At 69.5% G+C, this 18972-nt stretch carries 21 protein-coding genes; 15 read left to right on the top strand and 6 right to left on the bottom strand.

Features of this window, described 5'->3' with window-relative positions; genetic code table 11:
• Positions 1 to 24: 24 nt before the first annotated feature.
• Positions 25 to 1341, top strand: a complete 1317-nt coding sequence (locus BM199_RS25760; RefSeq protein WP_091676804.1) for an MFS transporter — start codon at positions 25 to 27, stop codon at positions 1339 to 1341.
• Here the strand turns inward: BM199_RS25760 and BM199_RS25755 are convergent.
• Positions 1314 to 1799: an SRPBCC family protein gene (locus BM199_RS25755; protein WP_091676548.1), complete on the bottom strand. Its 486-nt coding sequence runs from the start codon at positions 1797 to 1799 to the stop codon at positions 1314 to 1316. The genes BM199_RS25760 and BM199_RS25755 overlap by 28 nt on opposite strands.
• Positions 1796 to 2149 carry an ArsR/SmtB family transcription factor gene (locus tag BM199_RS25750; RefSeq protein ID WP_091676546.1) on the bottom strand — a complete coding sequence of 118 codons (354 nt, stop codon included), beginning with the start codon at positions 2147 to 2149 and terminating at the stop codon, positions 1796 to 1798. The genes BM199_RS25755 and BM199_RS25750 overlap by 4 nt, the downstream gene beginning before the upstream one ends.
• 97 nt (positions 2150 to 2246) lie before the next feature.
• Here BM199_RS25750 and truB point away from each other — a divergent pair, with 97 nt between their 5' ends.
• From truB to BM199_RS25705, 9 genes are all read left to right on the top strand, one after another.
• The gene (gene truB, locus BM199_RS25745) at positions 2247 to 3161 is read left to right on the top strand and encodes a tRNA pseudouridine(55) synthase TruB (protein ID WP_091676541.1); all 915 of its coding nucleotides are present in this window, start codon (positions 2247 to 2249) and stop codon (positions 3159 to 3161) included.
• A gap of 46 nt (positions 3162 to 3207) precedes the next feature.
• Positions 3208 to 4185: a bifunctional riboflavin kinase/FAD synthetase gene (locus BM199_RS25740; RefSeq protein ID WP_091676538.1), complete on the top strand. Its 978-nt coding sequence runs from the start codon at positions 3208 to 3210 to the stop codon at positions 4183 to 4185.
• Positions 4186 to 4327: 142 nt separating this feature from the next.
• Positions 4328 to 4807 (top strand): helix-turn-helix domain-containing protein, encoded by a 480-nt coding sequence (locus BM199_RS25735; protein ID WP_091676535.1) that lies wholly within the window; start codon positions 4328 to 4330, stop codon positions 4805 to 4807.
• Positions 4808 to 4907: 100 nt separating this feature from the next.
• Positions 4908 to 5405 (top strand): RNA 2',3'-cyclic phosphodiesterase, encoded by a 498-nt coding sequence (gene thpR, locus BM199_RS25730; protein WP_091676532.1) that lies wholly within the window; start codon positions 4908 to 4910, stop codon positions 5403 to 5405.
• 120 nt (positions 5406 to 5525) lie between these two features.
• Positions 5526 to 5795, top strand: coding sequence for a 30S ribosomal protein S15 (gene rpsO / locus BM199_RS25725; RefSeq protein ID WP_091676530.1), 270 nt, complete (start codon positions 5526 to 5528; stop codon positions 5793 to 5795).
• 300 nt (positions 5796 to 6095) lie between these two features.
• The gene (locus BM199_RS25720; RefSeq protein WP_091676527.1) at positions 6096 to 8354 is read left to right on the top strand and encodes a polyribonucleotide nucleotidyltransferase; all 2259 of its coding nucleotides are present in this window, start codon (positions 6096 to 6098) and stop codon (positions 8352 to 8354) included.
• An 88-nt stretch (positions 8355 to 8442) separates the two neighbouring features.
• Complete coding sequence (locus tag BM199_RS25715) at positions 8443 to 9804, top strand: M16 family metallopeptidase (RefSeq protein WP_091676525.1); 1362 nt, start codon at positions 8443 to 8445, stop codon at positions 9802 to 9804.
• A complete protein-coding gene (gene dapB / locus BM199_RS25710) occupies positions 9801 to 10604 on the top strand; it encodes a 4-hydroxy-tetrahydrodipicolinate reductase (protein ID WP_091676522.1) in 804 nt (267 codons plus the stop codon). Before BM199_RS25715 ends, dapB begins: the two co-directional genes overlap by 4 nt.
• Before the next feature lie 165 nt (positions 10605 to 10769).
• Positions 10770 to 11231, top strand: coding sequence for a hypothetical protein (locus tag BM199_RS25705; RefSeq protein ID WP_091676519.1), 462 nt, complete (start codon positions 10770 to 10772; stop codon positions 11229 to 11231).
• 21 nt (positions 11232 to 11252) lie between these two features.
• On the opposite strand, the gene BM199_RS25700 is transcribed toward BM199_RS25705, so the two are convergent.
• Positions 11253 to 12500 carry an RNA polymerase sigma factor gene (locus BM199_RS25700; RefSeq protein WP_091676517.1) on the bottom strand — a complete coding sequence of 416 codons (1248 nt, stop codon included), beginning with the start codon at positions 12498 to 12500 and terminating at the stop codon, positions 11253 to 11255.
• An 8-nt stretch (positions 12501 to 12508) separates the two neighbouring features.
• Positions 12509 to 12877: a YciI family protein gene (locus BM199_RS25695; RefSeq protein WP_091676514.1), complete on the bottom strand. Its 369-nt coding sequence runs from the start codon at positions 12875 to 12877 to the stop codon at positions 12509 to 12511.
• Between the two features lie 191 nt (positions 12878 to 13068).
• On the opposite strand from BM199_RS25695, the gene BM199_RS25690 reads away from it, so the two are divergent.
• Positions 13069 to 13989: a TIGR03619 family F420-dependent LLM class oxidoreductase gene (locus BM199_RS25690; protein WP_091676513.1), complete on the top strand. Its 921-nt coding sequence runs from the start codon at positions 13069 to 13071 to the stop codon at positions 13987 to 13989.
• Here BM199_RS25690 and BM199_RS25685 read toward each other — a convergent pair.
• The gene (locus tag BM199_RS25685) at positions 13978 to 14499 is read right to left on the bottom strand and encodes a YqaA family protein (RefSeq protein WP_091676511.1); all 522 of its coding nucleotides are present in this window, start codon (positions 14497 to 14499) and stop codon (positions 13978 to 13980) included. The two genes, BM199_RS25690 and BM199_RS25685, sit on opposite strands and share 12 nt — an antisense overlap.
• Positions 14500 to 14647: 148 nt before the next feature.
• Here BM199_RS25685 and BM199_RS25680 point away from each other — a divergent pair, with 148 nt between their 5' ends.
• A complete protein-coding gene (locus BM199_RS25680) occupies positions 14648 to 15169 on the top strand; it encodes a GtrA family protein (RefSeq protein WP_245788691.1) in 522 nt (173 codons plus the stop codon).
• Here BM199_RS25680 and BM199_RS25675 read toward each other — a convergent pair.
• Entirely contained in the window at positions 15135 to 15695 is a 561-nt protein-coding gene (locus BM199_RS25675) for a GNAT family N-acetyltransferase (protein ID WP_091676508.1), read from the bottom strand. The two genes, BM199_RS25680 and BM199_RS25675, sit on opposite strands and share 35 nt — an antisense overlap.
• A 103-nt stretch (positions 15696 to 15798) precedes the next feature.
• Between BM199_RS25675 and BM199_RS25670 the strand changes: the two genes are divergently transcribed.
• The 3 genes from BM199_RS25670 to BM199_RS25660 are packed head-to-tail and all read left to right on the top strand — an operon-like array spanning position 15799 to position 18861.
• Complete coding sequence (locus BM199_RS25670) at positions 15799 to 16755, top strand: EamA family transporter (protein ID WP_091676506.1); 957 nt, start codon at positions 15799 to 15801, stop codon at positions 16753 to 16755.
• Positions 16752 to 18008: a winged helix-turn-helix domain-containing protein gene (locus BM199_RS25665; RefSeq protein WP_091676504.1), complete on the top strand. Its 1257-nt coding sequence runs from the start codon at positions 16752 to 16754 to the stop codon at positions 18006 to 18008. Before BM199_RS25670 ends, BM199_RS25665 begins: the two co-directional genes overlap by 4 nt.
• The gene (locus tag BM199_RS25660) at positions 17992 to 18861 is read left to right on the top strand and encodes an IclR family transcriptional regulator (protein WP_245788689.1); all 870 of its coding nucleotides are present in this window, start codon (positions 17992 to 17994) and stop codon (positions 18859 to 18861) included. The genes BM199_RS25665 and BM199_RS25660 overlap by 17 nt, the downstream gene beginning before the upstream one ends.
• Positions 18862 to 18972: the final 111 nt, after the last annotated feature.

The following is an 18972-nucleotide window of genomic DNA, read 5'->3' as shown; positions in this document are numbered from 1 at the left end:
AGGAGTGCCGTGCCCACCCAGTCGATGTCCCAGCGAGCCACCGGCCGCTCGTGGGCGATCTGGCTGACCGGAGCCACCGTCTATCTGCTCGCGGTCTTCCATCGCACCTCGTTCGGTGTGGCGGGCCTGGAGGCGCTCGACCGGTTCGGTGTGGGAGCGGCCGCGCTCGGTACTTTCACGGTGTTGCAGGTCGGTGTCTACGCCGCGATGCAGATCCCCACCGGGTTGCTGGTCGACCGGTTCGGCCCGCGCGCCGTGCTCACCGCGGCGCTGCTGGTGCTCGGCACCGGCCAGGTGCTGCTCGCGACCGCGGAGTCCTATCCGGTCGGTCTGGTGGCCAGGGGGGTGCTCGGACTCGGTGACGCCCTCACGTTCGTCAGCGTGCTGCGGCTCATCGCCGCGCACTTCCCCGGTCGGCAGTACTCGCTGGTCACCTCGTTCACCACCGCGATGGGCTACCTCGGCAACCTGGCTGCCACGGTCCCCCTGACCCTGCTGCTCGCCGGGCCAGGCTGGACCCCCACGTTCCTGATCGCCGGGCTGGTGACCGTCGTCTTCGCCGTTGTGGTGAACCTGCGGGTGCGCGACACCCCGCTCGGCGTGACACCCGTGCGGACCTCCGCGGGCGGTCCACGGGCGGTGGCCGCGCAGGTCGCCGAGGCGTGGCGGGTGCCGGGCACCAGGCTCGGCTTCTGGCTGCACTTCAGCACGATGTTCGCGCCGAACGTGCTGACGCTGCTGTGGGGCCTGCCGTTCCTTGTGGACGGTCAGGGGCTCGCGCCCAAGTCGGCGAGTGCGTTGCTGACCGTGTTCGTCTTCGGCTCGATGATCGGTGGCCCGGTGGTCGGCGCGGTGATCGGCCGGTACCCGTCACTGCGACTGCCGCTGGCGGTCGGCTATCTCGGCGGGGCCGCGCTGGTGTGGGCGACGCTGCTCGGCTGGCCGGGCGCCATCCCGGTCGCCGTGCTGGTGCCGAGCTTCGCCTTCCTGTCCCTCGGGGGGCCCGCTTCGATGATCGCGTTCGCGCTCGCGCGGGACTACAACCCGCTGCGCCGGGTGGGTACGGCCACCGGTGTGGTCAACGTCGGCGGTTTCGTCGCGACGACGCTGTCGGCGCTGGCGATCGGCGTCCTGCTGGAGTTGACCGGGGACTTCCGGATCGCGCTGCTGGCGGTCGTCGGGATCCTGGGCTTCGGTGCCTCGCGCATGCTGGTCTGGTGGCGCAGGACCAGGGCGCAGCTGTTCGCCGCCGAGGCGCGCGGCGAACAGCTGCCGGTGCGAATCCGGCGCAGGCGCTGGGACGCGCCCGAGCGTCAGTCAGTGGGTGCCGCGGCCGCGTAACGCGTTCGCATCGCCTCGAAGGTCGCCGTGAACCCGGTGACCGGTCTGCCCTCCACGTACTGGACGAGGCTGTCGAGGTAGGCGTGCCAGCCCGCCGCGTACTCCACAGGATCGACGCCCACCTTGACGTGGTCGATGACCAACCGCGTCTTCCCGTCCTCATCGGACAGTGCGAAGGAGACCTCGGAGCGGGCTTCGCCGGTGTAGTCCCAGATCAGTTTCAGTCGTGCGGGGGGATCCCATGCCGTCACCGTGCAGGTCGCGGTGGCCTCCGGCTCCATCCTGAGGACGAATGTCCGGCCCGGTCCCGCCGTTCCGCTCTCGACCGGGCCGAGCCAGCCGGCCATCCGGTCCGGCTCGGTGAGGGCGGCCCAGACGCGCTCTGGGGAGGCGGGGAGCACTCGTTCCAGGTGAACCGATCCGGTCGCGCGGTCCACGGTGCCCAGCAGTGTTGTCATGTCGTCTCCTTGTCGGTGTTGTTCTCGTCGGTGGGGTTCCCGGAGGCCAGCAACTGGTTCTCGAGCGTGTCGAGCCGGTCACTCCAGAACCGGTGCTGGCGATGCGCCCAGTCGGCGATGTCCGCGAGCGGTCGCGGGTCGAGGCGGTAGATCCGCCGTTGTGCGGCGATCGTGCTGCTCACCAGGCCCGCCTCGCGCAGGGCGCGCAGGTGCTTGGACGTGGCGGGCTGGCTGATGCCGAACTCGCCGCTGGTGTGCTCGGCCAGTTCGCCCGCACTGGCCTCGCCCGAAGCCAGTCGTTCGATGATGCTGCGCCGCACCGGGTCGGCCACGGCCTGGAAGGTGTCCACGTTCCCGAGCTTAACCAGTCACTCATATAACCGTCAAGGAAAATAAGAACGGCCCGTGTGTGCCGGAGCACCTGGGCGCGGTGGATACAGTGCGCGCGTGTCTCGCCAGCAACATTCGCGCAAGCCCGCACCTCCGCCCGGTCTGCTGATCGTCGACAAGCCGGGAGGGATGACGTCGCACGACGTCGTCGCCAGGGCGCGGCGCATCATGGGCACCCGCAAGGTCGGGCACGCGGGCACCCTCGATCCGATGGCCACCGGCGTGCTGGTGCTGGGGATCGAGCGGGCCACCAAGTTGCTCGGGCACCTGGCGCTGGACCGCAAGACCTACCTCGCGACGATCGCTCTCGGCGAGGCGAGGACCACGGACGACAGCGAGGGCGAGGTGTTGACCCGCGCCGAGCCCGCGGAACTCGAGGCGATCGCGGACGCGGCGATCCAGGCGGGGATCGCCGAACTCACCGGCGACATCCAGCAGGTCCCGAGCGCGGTCAGCGCCGTGAAGGTGGACGGCAAGCGGGCCTACGCCCGCGTGCGCGCGGGGGAGGAGGTGGACCTGCCCGCCCGGCCGGTGTCGGTCTACCGGTTCGACCTGCTCGGTGTGCGCCGCGGCGAAGGCACGCTGGAACTCGACGTGATGGTGGAGTGCTCGTCCGGGACGTATGTCCGGGCGCTGGCCCGCGATCTCGGTTCGGGTCTCGGCGTGGGTGGTCATCTCGTGGCCCTGCGTCGCACGACTGTCGGGCCGTTCACCCTCGCCGCGGCGCGCACGCTGGAGCAGTTGGAGGAGGAGCCCGCGCTGTCCTACGACCTCGCCGCCGCGGTCGCCGCGGCGTTCCCGCGCAGGGACGTCGACCAGGCCACCGCGCGGGCGGTCCAGTACGGCCAGCGGATTCCGGCCGCGGGCATGGCCGGTGTCTACGGGATCTTCGATCCGGACGGCCGGGTGCTCGCCCTCGCCGCCGACACGGACAACGCGGCCCGGACGGTCGTCGTCCTCGCTCCGGCTTAGAGTTGCTGGGGTACGACACACAGTGGTCTGACGCAAAGGTGGTTCGGTGCAGCGTTGGCGCGGATTGGCGGATCTTCCCAGTGGCTGGGGGCGGTGCGTCGTCACCATCGGAGTCTTCGACGGGGTCCATCGTGGACACCAGGCGCTGATCCGCCGGACCGTCGAAACGGCACGCTCGCGGGGTCTGCCGAGCGTGGTCCTCACTTTCGATCCGCATCCGTCCGAGGTCCTGCGTCCCGGTAGCCACCCCGCGCAGCTGACCACACTGCGGCGCAAGGCCGAACTGGTCGAGGAACTCGGCGTGGACGTCTTCGCGGTCCTGCCGTTCACGCTCGAGCTCTCCCGGCTGTCCGCACACGAGTTCGTGCACGAGGTGCTGGTCGACCGGCTGCACGCGGCGGTCGTGGTGGTCGGGCAGAACTTCACGTTCGGCCACAAGGCCGCGGGCGACATCGAGTTGTTGCGCACGCTCGGCACCCGGTTCGGGTTCGTCGCCCACGGCGCGCGGTTGCAGGGCCGCACCCTCGCCGACGACGCCGCGCAGGAGGACGACACCTCGGCGGAGATCACCTTCTCCTCGACCTATGTGCGCTCCTGTATCGACGCGGGCGATGTCGCGGCGGCGGCCGACGCGTTGGGTCGTCCGCACCGGCTGGAGGGAATCGTGGTCCGCGGGGAGGGGCGCGGCCACGACCTCGGTTACCCGACGGCGAACCTGTCCACCCCACGCTTCGCCGCGATCCCGGCCGACGGGGTCTACGCCTGCTGGTTCACTCGTCCGGCCAAGCCGGGTGATCGGTTGCCGGCCGCGGTTTCGGTGGGCACGAACCCGACCTTCTCGGGCCGGGAGCGCACCGTCGAGGCCTTCGTGCTCGATGTGGACGAGGACTTCTACGGCCAGCACGTGGCGCTGGACTTCGTCGGAAAGCTGCGCGACCAGGTCCGCTTCGACTCCTCGGACGCGCTCGTCGCCCAGATCGACGACGACGTGGTGCGTACGCGCGCCGTCCTGGGGCTCGCCTGAGCCGGATGCGGGCATCCGCGGTGCGAATGCGAACGGCTGGGTGATTCAGCCACGGCCGACCGTCCCAGCTGGCAAGATGCTCGGCAGGGGCCGCCCGTATCGGGCCGTTCGCAGAGTTGCTGTCTAGGGGAGCAGGACAAAGGTGGAGGACCAGAAGATCGTCCAGCGCAACATCGCACTTCAGCGGGAGTGGTACGGGGAACCACTGGGCGACCGGGTCCGCAGACTCGTTGTGGCGTTCGACGTCTCGCAGGCCTTCCTCGCCGAAGTGCTCGGCATCAGTGCCCCGATGCTGAGCCAGGTGATGAGCGGGAGGCGCGCGAAGATCGGCAACCCGGTCGTGCTCGCCCGGATGATCATGCTCGAACGAAAGATCCTCATCCCCGCCGTCGCGGCGGGTAACCGCGAGGCGCTCCGGGGGGCCCTCGAGGACGTGCGCGATGCCAGGCCCACGGTCGGCCGGGACACGCTGCCCGTCGGGGCGGGTACGGACGACCGTGCGGTGCTCGCCGCGCTGCGGGAGGTCGCCGAGGACGAGAACCTGGTGGATGCCGCCAACCGCCTGGATCCGGACTTTCCGGCGATCGCCGACCTGCTGCGCAGGGCGGGCAAGAACTCCTGAGAAGCCATTTCCGCGTCGCGCAGCGACTCGTTTGGGGGTGGGTGACGGTGGGCGATTCCGCGTCGCGCAGCGACTCGTTTTGGGTGGAGGTGGGTGACGGGTGGGCGTGCGGTTGTTCAGCGCACTGGTGCCGTCCGCCGAGGCGGTGCGGTCGCTCCGGGAGGCGCTGGACGACGTGCCCGAAGCCGGGCTGCGCTGGACTCCGCCGTCGCAGTGGCACATCACACTCGGCTTCTACGGCGTCGACGATCCGCAGGCCAGAGCGGGTCAGCTACGGACATCGCTGACCGGGCTCCCGGCCCGGGAGGTGCGGCTCACGGGGACGGGAACGTTTCCCGGCGTATTATGGGTAGGAGTGGACGGAAACCTGGCCGATCTGGCGACCGCGACCGAAGCGAAGGCCGACGAGCGCCCGTTTCGCCCGCATCTCACCGTCGCGCGAAACCGGGACCGGCTGCGGCCGGAGTCCCTCGCGGACACGCTCGCGGGATACCGGGGACCGTCGTGGACGGCGACCGAGGTCGTGCTGTGCGCCAGTGAGCCGGGGCCGCGTTACACCCCGATCGAGCGCTTCGGCCTTGTCGAGCACGTGCGGTAATTACGTGGCTGCTACGCTCGATAGTTGGGTCCGGCTGCAGTCCGTGGCGGCCGTGACCGTCTCACCCGACGTGAACGATCGTCCGGGCCGCACGGCACAGAGATAAGTAGGAGAACCAGCGTGGCTCTGTCCACTGACGAAAAGAAGTCGATCCTCACCGAGTACGGCGTGCACGACTCGGACACCGGATCGCCCGAGGCCCAGGTGGCCCTGCTGACCAAGCGGATCATCGGCCTCACCGAGCACCTGAAGACTCACAAGCACGACCACCACTCGCGTCGTGGTCTGTTGTTGCTGGTCGGCCGTCGCCGCCGGCTGCTCAACTACGTGATGAAGGTGGACATCGAGCGGTACAGGGCGCTGATCCAGCGCCTCGGCCTCCGCCGATGAGCTGAACCGAGGGGGAGTGGCCACCGGGTCGCTCCCCCTCGGTGCATAACCGCAGGAAACACCGCAAGAACGTCAACACCCCGAAGCTGGTGTGACTGTTCTTCGGAGGAAACACAGCAAGACACGAGTTAGACGAAGAAGACAGGGCGAGCGCACCGCGCACGAGGACAAGTCTGCCGGTCCTCGGTAGTGGCTCCCGGGTCGAACCCGGGGGCTTCGATCGAAGACCGGCCTCAGTTCCTCGGGCGTGCCCCAAAGGGTGGGGACAGCGTTGCCCGAGACGATGAGGAGAAACACCATATGACCGACGCAAGCGGAACAACCGTGCACGAGACCGAAGCCGTGATCGACAACGGCCGGTTCGGCACCCGCACGGTCCGCTTCGAGACGGGCAGGCTGGCCAGGCAGGCCGCCGGATCCGTCGTTGCGTACCTGGACGACGAGACCATGCTCCTGTCGGCGACCACCGCATCGAAGCACCCGAAGGAGCATTTCGACTTCTTCCCGCTGACGGTGGACGTCGAGGAGCGGATGTACGCGATCGGGAAGATTCCCGGCTCGTTCTTCCGCCGTGAGGGCCGTCCCTCCACCGACGCCGTCCTGACCTGCCGCCTGATCGACCGCCCGCTGCGCCCGTCGTTCGCCGACGGACTGCGCAACGAGATCCAGGTCGTCATCACAGTGCAGAGCCTGGACCCGCAGGACCCCTACGACGTCCTGGCCATCAACGCGGCTTCGGCGTCCACCCAGCTCAGCGGCATCCCGTTCTCCGGCCCGATCGCCGGCGTCCGCGTCGCGCTGATCGAGGACCAGTGGGTCGCGTTCCCGACCTGGGAGCAGCTGGAGAAGGCCACGTTCAACATGGTCGTCGCCGGCCGCGTCGTCAACGACGCCGGTGACGTGGCGATCATGATGGTCGAGGCCGAGGGCAGCGAGAACACGCTCGACCTGATCGCCGCCGGTGCCAAGGCGCCGAACGAGCAGGTGGTCGGCGAGGGCCTGGAGGCGGCCAAGCCGTTCATCCGGGTGCTGTGCGAGGCGCAGCAGAAGCTCGCCGACGTCGCCGCCAAGCCGACCGCCGACTTCCCGACGTTCCCGGCCTACCAGCCCGACGCCTACGAGGCCGTCGCCGCGATCGCGACCGACGACCTGACGAAGGCGCTGACCATCGCGGGCAAGCAGGACAGGGAGACCGCGACCGACGAGGTCAAGGCCGAGGTCCTGGCGAAGGTCGGCATCGGTGAGGGCGAAGCCTTCGCCGGCCGGGAGAAGGAAATCGCCGCCGCCTTCCGTTCGCTGACCAAGCACCTGATCCGCCAGCGGATCCTGCGCGACAAGGTCCGCATCGACGGCCGTGGCCTGACCGACATCCGCCAGCTCGCCGCCGAGGTCGCCGTGATCCCGAGGGCGCACGGTTCGGCGCTGTTCGAGCGCGGCGAGACCCAGATCCTGGGTGTCACCACGCTGAACATGCTCCGCCTCGAGCAGCAGATCGACTCGCTGTCGCCGGTAACGCACAAGCGCTACCTGCACCACTACAACTTCCCGCCCTTCTCCACCGGTGAGACCGGCCGGGTGGGAACGCCGAAGCGTCGCGAGGTCGGGCACGGCATGCTCGCCGAGCGCGCGCTGGTGCCGGTGCTGCCGAAGCGGGACGAGTTCCCCTACGCGATCCGTCAGGTCTCCGAGGCCCTCGGCTCCAACGGCTCGACCTCGATGGGCTCGGTCTGCGCGTCCACCATGGGTCTGTTCAACGCCGGTGTGCCGCTGAAGGCCCCGGTCGCGGGGATCGCCATGGGCCTGGTTTCCGATGAGGTCGACGGCAAGACCGAGTACGTGGCGCTGACCGACATCCTCGGTGCCGAGGACGCGTTCGGTGACATGGACTTCAAGGTCGCGGGCACCAAGGACGTGGTCACCGCGCTGCAGCTGGACACCAAGTTGGACGGCATCCCGTCCGAGGTGCTCGCCGCCGCGCTGAACCAGGCCAAGGACGCTCGGCTCGCCATTCTCGACGTCATGACCGAGGCCATCGACGGCCCGGACGAGATGAGCCCGTACGCGCCGCGCGTCACCAGCGTGAAGATCCCGGTCGACAAGATCGGTGAGGTCATCGGGCCGAAGGGCAAGATGATCAACACCATCACCGAGGAGACCGGTGCCGACATCTCCATCGAGGACGACGGCACGATCTACGTCGGTGCGGCGGACGGCCCTTCGGCCGAGGCCGCGATCGACAAGATCAACGCGATCGCCAACCCGCAGCTGCCCAAGGTCGGGGAGCGCTTCCTCGGCACCGTGGTGAAGACGGCCGCCTTCGGCGCCTTCGTCTCGCTGCTGCCGGGCAAGGACGGCCTGGTGCACATCTCGAAGCTGGGCAACGGCAAGCGCATCAACAAGGTCGAGGACGTCGTGAACGTCGGTGACAAGCTCCGCGTGGAGATCGCCGACATCGACAACCGCGGCAAGATCAGCCTGATCGTGGTGCAGGACGACCAGCCTGCCGAAGGCGCTGCGGCCGAGGAGACAGAGAACGAGACGGCCGACGCCGCTCAGTAGTTCACCGGCACCGCCGCTATCCGACGAACGACCCGTCACTCGCCTCAGCGGGGGTGACGGGTCGTTTCGTCGCAGAGGTAAGGACACGATGGTTCGACAGATTTCGGGGCATGAGCAGGCCGTGGGACGGACACGGACGCTCGAATCGGCGGACGACGGCTCGCTGGTCAAACGCACGGTCCTGCCCGGTGGCCTGCGGGTGATCACGGAGCGGGTCCCGGGCTCGCGCTCGGCGACCGTCGGCCTGTGGGTCGGTATCGGGTCGCGGGACGAGCATCCGAGCGTGGCCGGTGCGGCGCACTACCTGGAGCACCTGCTTTTCAAGGGCACGGGGCGCCGCGACGCCCGGCAGATCGCGGAGGAGATCGACGCCGTCGGTGGCGAGTTCAACGCGTTCACCGCCAAGGAACACACCTGCTACTACGCGCAGGTGCTCGACGAGGACCTGCCGCTCGCGGTGGATCTGGTGTCCGACGTGGTCTTCGGTGCGGTGTGCGCGGACGCCGATGTGGAGACCGAGCGCAGCGTGGTGCTCGAGGAGATCGCCATGCGTGACGACGACCCCGAGGATCTACTGCACGAGGCGTTCGTGGGCACCATCCTCGGCGACCACCCGCTCGGCAGGCCGGTACTCGGCACCGAGCAGTCGATCACCGGGATGCGGCCGAGCGCGCTGCGGTCGTTCTACAGGCGGCAGTACACGCTGCCCCGGATGGTGCTGTCGGTCGCGGGCAACATCGACCACGTCCAGGTGCTCCGGCTGGTGCGCGCGGCACTGAAGCCGTTTCCCGCCGGATCGGGCACGCCGATGCCCCCACGGGTCGGGCGCGGCCGGATCCGTTCGAAGTCCGCGCTCACGTTGCACACCGACGACTCCGAGCAGGCACACGTGATGCTGGGGTTGCGGGCACTGGCCCGGCACGACGAGCGCCGCTTCACGCTGTCGGTGCTCAACGCCGCATTGGGCGGCGGGATGAGTTCCCGGCTGTTCCAGGAGGTCCGGGAGCGGCGGGGCCTCGCGTACCAGGTCTATTCGTCGGTGGCCTCCTATGCCGAGACCGGGCACCTCTCGGTCTACGCCGGATGTCAGCCGGAGCGGCTCGGTGAGGTGGCCGGGGTGCTGCGGGAGGTGCTCGACGAGGTCGGCGAGAACGGGCTCACCGATGCCGAGGTCGCCAGGGCGAAGGGTCAGTTGCGCGGCGGGCTGGTGCTCGGGCTCGAGGACACCGCGTCGCGGATGTCCAGGATCGGCAAGAACGAGCTCAACTACAGCCGGTACCTCGGGGTGAACGACACGATCGCGCGAATCGACGCGGTGCGGACCGACGAGGTGTGCCTGCTGGCCAAGGACCTGGTGCGACGGGTGGGTATTTCGGCTGCCGCTGTTGTCGGCCCGTACGCTCACTCCGAGGACCTGCCGGACGACCTGCACGAGGTGATCGCGTCATGACCCAGGCCGAACCGACCGCGACGGGAGCCTCCGCGTCGCAGCGTGGTGCGGACGACCCCATCCGAGTCGCCATCCTCGGCGCACGGGGACGGATGGGCGCACAGGCGACGGAGGCCGTCGGGGCCGCGTCCGGCATGGAGGTCGTGGCGGCGGTCGACGCGAGCGACGCGCTGACCGAGGTTTCCGGGGCGGGCGCCGAGGTCCTCGTCGACTTCACCCATCCCGATGCGGTGATGGACAATTTGCGGTTCGCGGTGGAGCAGAACATCCACGCCGTCGTCGGCACGTCCGGCTTCACCGAGGAGCGGCTGGACACGCTGCGCGAGTGGCTGCGGCCGAAGCCCGAACTGGGCGTGCTGATCGCGCCGAACTTCGCGCTGGGGGCAGTTCTCGCCATGCGCTTCGCGCAGCAGGCCGCGCGCTTCTACGAGTCCGCCGAGATCATCGAGCTGCACCACAACCGCAAGGCGGACGCGCCGTCCGGCACCGCGGCCCACACCGCAAGGCTGATCGCGCAGGCCAGGGCCGAGGCGGGGCTCGAGCCGGGAGCGGACGCGACCACCTCCGAGATGGATGGTGCGCGCGGAGCCTCGGTCGACGGTGTGCGCGTGCATTCGGTGCGGCTGCCGGGGCTGGTCGCGCACGAGGAGGTCCTCTTCGGCGGGGAGGGCGAGACGCTGACCATCCGGCACGACTCGATGGACCGCTCGTCGTTCATGCCGGGTGTGCTGCTCGGGGTCCGGTCCGTGCCGCGGCGGCCGGGGCTGACCGTCGGCCTGGAGAATGTGCTGGATCTGTGAGATCGGGTCGGAAATCGGGTTGGTCCGCGATGATCAGTGGAAGAAGCGCGTCTGGCGAGAGCCCAAGAGCGAGGAGGCAGGGCGAATGAGAAGCGATGGTGACGTTCGCACCTCAGGTCCGAGCCCCTCCGAGTCGATCTTGTCGCGCGTTTTGGGTCGGACACTGTGAGATCACGCAACATCGCCCTCCTGCTCACCGCCGCCGTCGCGGTGTACCTCGTGCTGCTGGCCGGGCGGGGAATCGCCCTGCTGCGCACCGGGGAGTTCGTGCCGGTGCTGTTCGGGCTGGGTGTGCTGCTGTTGCCGCTGCTCGGCGTGTGGATCCTGGTCACGACCTGGCGGTCGGGGACCAGGATCCAGCGCCTGTCGCGGCGGCTGGCCGAGGAAGGCGCACTGCCGGACGTCTCGGACCTGCCGCGCCGTCCGTCCGGGCGGGTCGACCGGGCGGCTGCCGACTCATGGTTCGACGAGCGCAGAGCCGAGGTCACCGAGGCTCCCGACGACTGGCGCACCTGGTATCGCCTCGCATACGCCTATGACGTGGCGGGGGACCGCACTCGGGCACGGGAGACCATGCGCAGGGCCGTCGAACTGGAAGCGCAGGATCACGAAGCCCAGGACCACTGAAAGCGCGGACCACCGGGTAGGTCATTCGGCCAGCCGGGCGGCGCGCTCCAGCAGGTAGCGCCGTTCGGGCAGACTCGTCGTGCGCCGGGCTGCCAGCAGGTAGCTTTCCCGTGCCGTGGGCTTGTCACCGGCAAGTTCCAACAGGTGCCCGCGCACGGCGTGCAGCCGGTGGTGCCGGACCATCCGGTCGTCGTCGTCCAGTGTCGCCAAAAGATCGAGCCCGGCGCGCGCACCCTGGGTCATCGCCACGGCGACGGCGTGATTGAGCGTGACCACCGGATTCGGCGCGATTCGGCCGAGAACCCGGTACAGGATGCGGATCTGTTCCCAGTCGGTGTCCTCGGCGCTCGGAGCTGCCATGTGCACTGCGGCGATCGCCGCCTGCAGTTGGTACGGCCCGAGTTCCGCGCGAGCCATGGCATCGGCGACCAACCGGGTGCCCTCTTCGATCGCGGCGGCGTTCCAGCGCGTCCGGTCCTGTTCGGCGAGTGGTACGAGCGCGTCGTCCATACCTGTGCGGACCGGCCGCCGGGCATCGGTCAGCACCATGAGCGCGAGGAGCCCGGCCACCTCGCCGTCGTCTGGCAGGGAGCCGTACAGAGCCCTGGTGAGGCGGATCGCCTCCCGGGCCAGGTCCTGACGCTGCAGGGCGGCGCCCGCACTGGCGGTGTATCCCTCGTTGAAGATCAGGTAGAGCACATGCAGGACAGAACCCAGCCGGTCGAGCCACTCTGCCTGTCCCGGTAGGCGGAAAGTAGCTCCCGCAGCTTTGATCCGCTGCTTGGCGCGGCTGATTCGCGGCGCCATCGTGGCCTCGGGGACCAGGAACGCTCTGGCGATCTCGGCGGTGCTGAGCCCGCCGACGGCGCGCAGCGTGAGGGCCACCTGGGAGGCCGGTGTCAGCGTGGGGTGGCAGCACAGGAAGAGCAGGGTCAACGTGTCGTCCCGGTCGCCGGGGTGCCGCTCACCGGCAGCGGGCGTCAGCTCGGCCCCGGGCAACTCCCGTGCGAACACCGTCGCCTCCCTGCGTCGGCGAGCGTGCTCGCTGCGCAGGTGGTCGACGAGGCGACGCGAGGCGACCGTGATCAGCCAGGCCCTCGGGTTGTCCGGCACGCCGTCGGTCCGCCACTGGGTCGCCGCGGCCAGCAGTGCTTCCTGCACCGCGTCCTCACAGGTGTCGAAGCCGCCGTAGCGGCGCAGGAGCACGCCGAGGACCTGCGGTGTGAGTTCGTGCAGCAGGTCCCCGACGGGCTCCCGGTCCGGAGTCACCAGGGAACTCAGCTCTCCGGGGTGCCCGAGAAGACGACCGGGCGGACCTCGATGCCGAGCCCGTCCACCCTGGCGTCCGGAATCATCGCCGCCAGCTCGTGCGCGCGTTCCCGGCTCGCGCAGTCGACGAGGTAGTAGCCCGCGAGGTACTCCTTCGACTCCAGGTACGGCCCGTCGGTCACCGCGGGGACTCCGGCTCGAACCCGCACCACCGAACTGGTCGCGGGGTCGGAAAGCCCGGTGGTGCCCACCATCTCGCCGGACTCCGTGACGGCCTCGATGAACGCCCCGTGTCCGTCCATCACCTCCTTGCGTTCCTCCTCGGTCAGGGCGTCCCAGATCCGTGGATTCATGTGCATGATCAGCAGGAACTGCATGTCTTCTCCTCGACTGCTCCACCGGTGTTCACCGGCGCCGGCACGGTGCCGACCGAAGTGGGTCGGTACCGACTTCGCGATCTTGACATCTCCCGATCGACCATCGACCGCAAGATCGCACGGGTGTGTCCGACCATCTGTAGGGTGCGCCGTACCGGGCGGACCCGTGTCGAGTGGCTATCGGAGGAGAGATGAACGTTCCCCGCATCGGCGTCAGCCTGCCGCATGTCGGCCCGCACGCGGGCCCGGACGCCGTGGTTACCGTCGCTCAGGCCGTCGAACGGCTCGGGTTCCATGGTGTGTCGGTCAACGAACGGCTGCTCACGCCCGTTCGACAGGACTGGCGCAATGATGCCGAGCTGCCGGAGTCCTACGTGTGGGATCCGCTGGAGATGCTGACGTGGGCCGCCGCCCACACCGAGCGAATCCGGGTGAGCACCGGGATCCTGAACTCGATCTTTCAGCCGCCCTTCGTGCTCGCCCGTAAGCTGGCGACCCTCGACCAGCTCTCGCGCGGCCGCCTCGACGTGGGAATCGGCCAGGGCGGCGGTACCAGGGAACCGCCGTACTGCGTTCCGGAGGAGTTCGTCGCTGCCGGGGTTCCGCTGAGTCGGCGGGGCGCGGGTTTCGCCGAGCACGTGGCCGCGATGCGTGCGTGCTGGGGCCCGGATCCGGTCGAATTCCACGGCGAGCACTACGAGATACCGCGTTGCACGATCGGCCCCAAACCGTGGGGCAGCTCGATTCCGCTGTTGTTCGGCGCGACGACCCGGCGGACGATCGAGCGAGCGGCTCGCATCGGGGACGGGTTCGTCACCGTCGCGTTGCCGATGGGCTGGGACGACACGCGCAGGCAGGTCGACTGGTATCGCGAAGCAGGTGGCAGCGGCACTGTGGTGGTGAACTCGATCCAGCCCTACCCCGAGGGGCCGATCTCACCGGACATGTTCACCGAGGCCGTGCTGTCGGATCTGGCACGCGCACAGGCGGTCGGGGCCGACGAGATGCACATCACCCTGAACCTTGTCGCGGTTCCGCCGCAGCGGCAAGCCGAACTCCTGGAAGCGTTAGCGGCACATGCCGGTGCGGCGCTGATCAGCTCAGAGGTGTAGCCAGCCCGCGAACAGGGCGGGTGCGGCGGCGAGCGCGCTGAACCGGACGAACCGGCCGAGCAGCCCGGCCGCGAGGAAGGTGGACATCGGCATCCGGACCAGCCCGGCGAGCACGGTCGTCGCCATGAACGGTGGGAGACCGACCACGGAGCTGACGCCGTAGGTGCCGGTCATCCAGTGCGGATGCCGGTGACACCGCTCCCGCAGTGCCTCGATCCAGCGCCGGACGCGTTTGGTCCGTGCTCGCCATCGGTCCCGGCGCGGTGAAGGGGGTCGCTCGCGGTGCAGCCGGTCGTGCAGGAAGTCCGGCAGCCGGACGGATCCGCGTGCCGCCAGGTAATAGACGAGCTTGCCCGCGATCTGGCCCAGCGCGACCGCGGCGCCGACCGCGATCCACGGAATTCCGGGATCACTGGTGACCAGGCCGATCACGAAGACCTCGACGCTGATGAGGGGGATGAGCGCGGAGCCGAACGCGACGCCAAGCGTCACGCACAACCAGCCGAACATATATCTCCCCGGTGCAGATCCGGTTTTCCACGCTAGCAGTTCTTTCTGGGAGGAAACTGAGGCCAGCACCCGTATTTCGTCGCCGAACGGCACCAGAAGATCACTTTCCGGTCGACGGCAGGACACCTGGCACTGCCAGCCTGGCCCGGTGAGCGTTCCGCTTCTGTTCGCGCGGTTCTGCGCCGCGGTCGTCCGTCGTCTGCCGTTCGGGCTCGCGGCGGTCGTGGCACCGGAGTTCCTCGGGTTCGTGCTGATCAACACCGCGACCTTCGGTGTCGACCTACTCCTGCTCACGATGTTGCACGGTTGGTGGCGGCTGCCGATCGCGCTGGCGGTCACCGTGGCCTACGTGATCGCCTTCGGGCTGAGCTTTCTGCTCAACCGCAGCCTGAACTTCCGCTCACACGCCCCGGTGGGCAGGCAGGCCGCGCTGTACGCGGTCGCGATCGCGGTGAACTACGCCGCGTTCATCCTCGGTGTCGGCAGCGGACTGGTGGCGCTCGGCGTGCAGTACCACCTGGCCCGGATCCTGGCCGGTGGCTGCGAGGGCCTGTTCATGTACAGCGCGATGCGGTGGCTGGTCTTCCGGCAGCCGACACCGCAACCGGAGCCCGCAGCATCGACGCGGCCGTTGCTCACTCGGCCAGGTGGAGGTCGACTCCACCGGTGAGACGGATTTCTCTGATCGTCTTTTCCCCGGTGTCGAGCACCCTCACTGTGCCGTCGGGCTGCCAGCCCGCCCGCCGGTAGAAGGCGAGGGACGCGGAGTCGGACTGGGCGACCCACGCGACCGCGCGATGCGCCCCAGCCGAACGCAGGGAGGCCGCGGCCGTGGCGAGCAGCCTGCCGCCGTGCCCGCGCCGGCCCCAGCGCGGCTCCACCAGCATCGTGGCGATCAGGCCTACCTCGCCCGCGTCCTCGGGGAGACTGCCGTCGGCGGCGGCCACGTCGTCCTCCGGTGCGGGTCCCGCGACGCAGAATCCGACGGCGAAATCGCCCTCGAATGCCACGTACACGCCGGTGTCCGGGTGGCCGATGGCGGCGGCCCATCGCTGCTCGATGCCATCGGAGTCCAGCTCGCCCAGCGCCCGCGGCCCGAGTAGCTCCGCGTAGGCGGTGCGCCAGGTGTCGCGCTGAATCCGGGCGATCTCGGGGACGTCCTCGACGGTCGCGCTGCGAACCTCGGCAGTGGCCATTCCCGCAACCTACGTGGTCGGCTGTCCGTTGTTGAACCCCGGTCCACGACCATTCGTGAATAACCGCTGTAATTCTGTCGGTGGTTCGTGACATGGTGCATCCATGGGCAACAGGACCTGGCCGGTGTGGGCCGCACTCGGGATCGTGTACGTCGTATGGGGGTCGACCTACCTCGCCATTCGCTACCTTGTCGGCTCCCTGCCGCCACTGCTGGCCGCCGGCCTCCGCTTCTCGATCGCGGGCGTGATCCTGCTGGTACTGGTCCGGGTGTTCGCCGGGCGGGGCGCGTTGCGGATGACGCGCGCACAGTTCGGGTCGGCGATCGTGGTCGGACTGCTGCTCGCCGGTGGCGGCCAGGGGCTGCTCACCGTGGCCGAGACGCAGGTCGCCTCCGGGGTGGCCGCACTGCTCGCCGCGTCCATCCCGTTGTTCGTGCTGAGCCTGCGGCGGCTGCTGGGCGAGCGGCCGCCCGCGGTCACGCTGTTCGGGGTGCTGCTCGGCCTCGTCGGTCTCGCGGTGCTCGTGCTCTTCGGCGGGCCGTCGGAGGGAGCGCACGGCGCGGCCTGGTGGGGCCCGTGGATCATGCTGATCGCCGCCTTGAGCTGGTCCGTCGGCACGGTCGCCACCACGCGGCTGCCGATGCCGGCCAACTCGTTCGCCGCCACGGCTGTCGAACTGTGCGCGGGCGGCTTCGCGCTGAGCTTCGTCGGTCTCGGCGCGGGCCAGCGCATCCGGTTCGCGGAGGTGACGGCCGAGTCGTGGATCGCGCTGGTGTACCTCATCGTCGCGGGTTCGCTGATCGCGTTCACCGCCTACGTGTTCGTTCTCGACCGGCTCCCGGTGTCCACCGTCGCGACCTACGCCTACGTCAACCCGGTGATCGCGGTGCTGCTCGGGGTGCTGATCGCGGGAGAGCACATCGGTCCCGCCCAGTTCGCGGGCGGCGCGCTGGTGCTGGCCGCGGTGATCGTCGTGGTGCGGTCGGAGCGGCGCGTCCGGAAGGCCGAGGCGAAAGCGTCGGTCCCCGCTGGCACGATGGCGGCACCATGCGAGAAATGACAAGACCCGTGACCGCGGAGCGCGTTTCAAAAGAACTGACAGGACCGACACTCAGCCCCGATGTCGCGCGCCGCATCGCGTTGGCGGCACAGGGGTTCGCCGACCCACGCCCGGCCACGACCCCCAACCGGCGCCATCTGCAGCGCGTGCTGTCCAGGGTGCAGGTGATCCAGCTGGACTCGGTGAACGTGGCGGTGCGCGCGCACTACGCGCCGCTGTTCGCGCGGCTGGGGGCGTACGAGCCCGCGCTGATCGATGACGCCGCGTGGTCGCCGTCGCCGCGCCGGCCCCGACTACTGGTCGAGTACTGGGCGCACGAGGCGAGCCTGGTACCGGTCGAGGACTGGCCGCTGCTGCACTCCGGGGCCAAACCGCGCGGCTGGTGGCGCGGGTATCACCAGCTCATCGACCGCACACCTGCCCTCGTCGACGACGTACTCGCCGTGGTGAAGGAGTCGGGGCCGATCGGCGCGGGCGCCATCGAACGGGAACTCACCGGCGGCGCCCGCCGGACTCCCGGCGCCTGGTGGGACCGCTCGGAGGTGAAGAAGATCTGCGAGTGGCTGTTCGGGATGGGGCAGCTCACCACGGGGACCCGGCGCGGGTTCGAGCGCCTCTACGACCTGCCGGAGCGGGTGCTGCCCCCAGGGGTGCTGGCCCGGCGGGTCGACGCCGCCGAGGGCGCACGGGAGTTGACCGCCCGTGCCGCCACGGCGTTCGGTGTCGCGACCGAGCCCGACCTCCGCGACTACTACAGACTGAGCCCGCAGGCCAGCAGGCAGGCGGTGGCGGAGCTGATCGAGGAGGGTGTGCTGGAGCCCGTCCAGGTGCGTGGCTGGCGGCAACAGGCCTACCGCCATGTCGATGCCAGGGCGCCGCGGCGGATCACCGGCCGCGCGTTGCTGTGCCCGTTCGATCCACTGATCTGGGAGCGGGATCGCACGGAGCGGCTGTTCGACTTCCACTATCGCATCGAGATCTACGTCCCCGGGCCGAAACGGGTGTACGGCTACTACGTGTTCCCGTTCCTGCTCGACGGTGAACTCGTGGCCAGGGTCGATCTCAAGGCCGATCGGGCGCGCGGGGTGCTGCGCGTGCCCGGCGCCTTCGCCGAGCCCGGGGCCGATCACCTGCGGGTGGCCGGAGAACTGGCGGCCGAACTCCATGCGATGGCGGGGTGGCTCGGGCTGGACGGGGTGGAGGTCGGGGAGCGCGGCGATCTCGCCGACACCCTGCGTGCCCACACGCGCTGACGCACCGTCCGGCACGGGTAACCTGAACCCGCTCGGGACGGCACGACGAGAGGGCGGGATCTTGGCGAAGAAGGAGCTGCAGGCTCCCGCAGGCACGCAGGCCATCGGCCGGGCGCTGGCCGTGCTCAAGCTGCTCGCGAACACCTCCACGGAACTGCCCGGTTCGGAGATCGCCGCGCAACTGGGACTGTCCTCGGGCACGGCCCACCGGGTCGTCCGGGCACTGATCGCCGAGGGCCTTGTCGCGCACAACCCGAGAACGGACAGTTACTACCTCGGTGCGGGCATGATCCTGCTCGGCCAGGCCGCGCAGCGCGGGTTCGGGCTGGACAAGGCTCTGCCGGTGCTGGAACAGCTCAACGCCGAGACCGAGGAATCGGTCAACCTCACCGTGCGCGAGGGCGGCGAATCGGTCGTCATGCTGCGCGTGCAGTCAGCGTTGCCGTTGCGTTTCGAGCAGCACTCCGGGGCCCGCTTCCCGCTCTACACCACCGCATCGGGCAAGGCCATCCTGGCGCACTCGCCGGATGCCGAGGCGTACGTGAACGCGCTGCCCGCGACACTGTCACGCCTCACGGAACGGACGTTGACGAGCCCGGCGCAGCTGGCCGCACAGCTGGCCGAGATTCGCACGCGTGGCTACAGCATCGACGAGGAGGAGAACGTCGCGGGCGTGCGCTGTGTCGGCGCTCCGATTCTCGACTCCGACGGTCACGCCCAGGCGGCGCTGGTCATCCAGGTGCCGACCGTGCGGATGCCGGCGAAGCGGATGCGCGAGCTCGGCGCGCGCGTCGTCACGGCGGCCAAGGAGGTCGCCCAGTTCGTGCCGGTCGACCGGATCATGTCCCGCTGACGGAGCACCTCTCCGGTCCCATCCACCCAGACCCGCACTTTCCCGGGAAAGTGCGATGCCCCGCGCGTGCAACTACCGCACTTTCCCCGGAAAGTGCGAGGTTGGAAACGG

It is taken from the genome of Amycolatopsis marina, assembly GCF_900111885.1.
GTDB classification, from domain to species: domain Bacteria; phylum Actinomycetota; class Actinomycetes; order Mycobacteriales; family Pseudonocardiaceae; genus Amycolatopsis; species Amycolatopsis marina.
Note: the sequence above shows the minus strand (reverse complement) of the source record. Positions and strands in the feature narration are given on the sequence as shown.

Coding starts and splice junctions, on each gene's coding strand:
- BM199_RS25760 (WP_091676804.1), top strand. CDS start 25: ATGTCCCAGCGAGCCACCGGCCGCTCGTGGGCGATCTGGCTGACCGGA.
- BM199_RS25755 (WP_091676548.1), bottom strand. CDS start 1,799: ATGACAACACTGCTGGGCACCGTGGACCGCGCGACCGGATCGGTTCAC.
- BM199_RS25720 (WP_091676527.1), top strand. CDS start 6,096: ATGACCGACGCAAGCGGAACAACCGTGCACGAGACCGAAGCCGTGATC.
- BM199_RS25715 (WP_091676525.1), top strand. CDS start 8,443: ATGGTTCGACAGATTTCGGGGCATGAGCAGGCCGTGGGACGGACACGG.
- dapB (WP_091676522.1), top strand. CDS start 9,801: ATGACCCAGGCCGAACCGACCGCGACGGGAGCCTCCGCGTCGCAGCGT.
- BM199_RS25695 (WP_091676514.1), bottom strand. CDS start 12,877: ATGCAGTTCCTGCTGATCATGCACATGAATCCACGGATCTGGGACGCC.
- BM199_RS25690 (WP_091676513.1), top strand. CDS start 13,069: ATGAACGTTCCCCGCATCGGCGTCAGCCTGCCGCATGTCGGCCCGCAC.
- BM199_RS25685 (WP_091676511.1), bottom strand. CDS start 14,499: ATGTTCGGCTGGTTGTGCGTGACGCTTGGCGTCGCGTTCGGCTCCGCG.
- BM199_RS25675 (WP_091676508.1), bottom strand. CDS start 15,695: ATGGCCACTGCCGAGGTTCGCAGCGCGACCGTCGAGGACGTCCCCGAG.
- BM199_RS25670 (WP_091676506.1), top strand. CDS start 15,799: ATGGGCAACAGGACCTGGCCGGTGTGGGCCGCACTCGGGATCGTGTAC.
- BM199_RS25665 (WP_091676504.1), top strand. CDS start 16,752: ATGACAAGACCCGTGACCGCGGAGCGCGTTTCAAAAGAACTGACAGGA.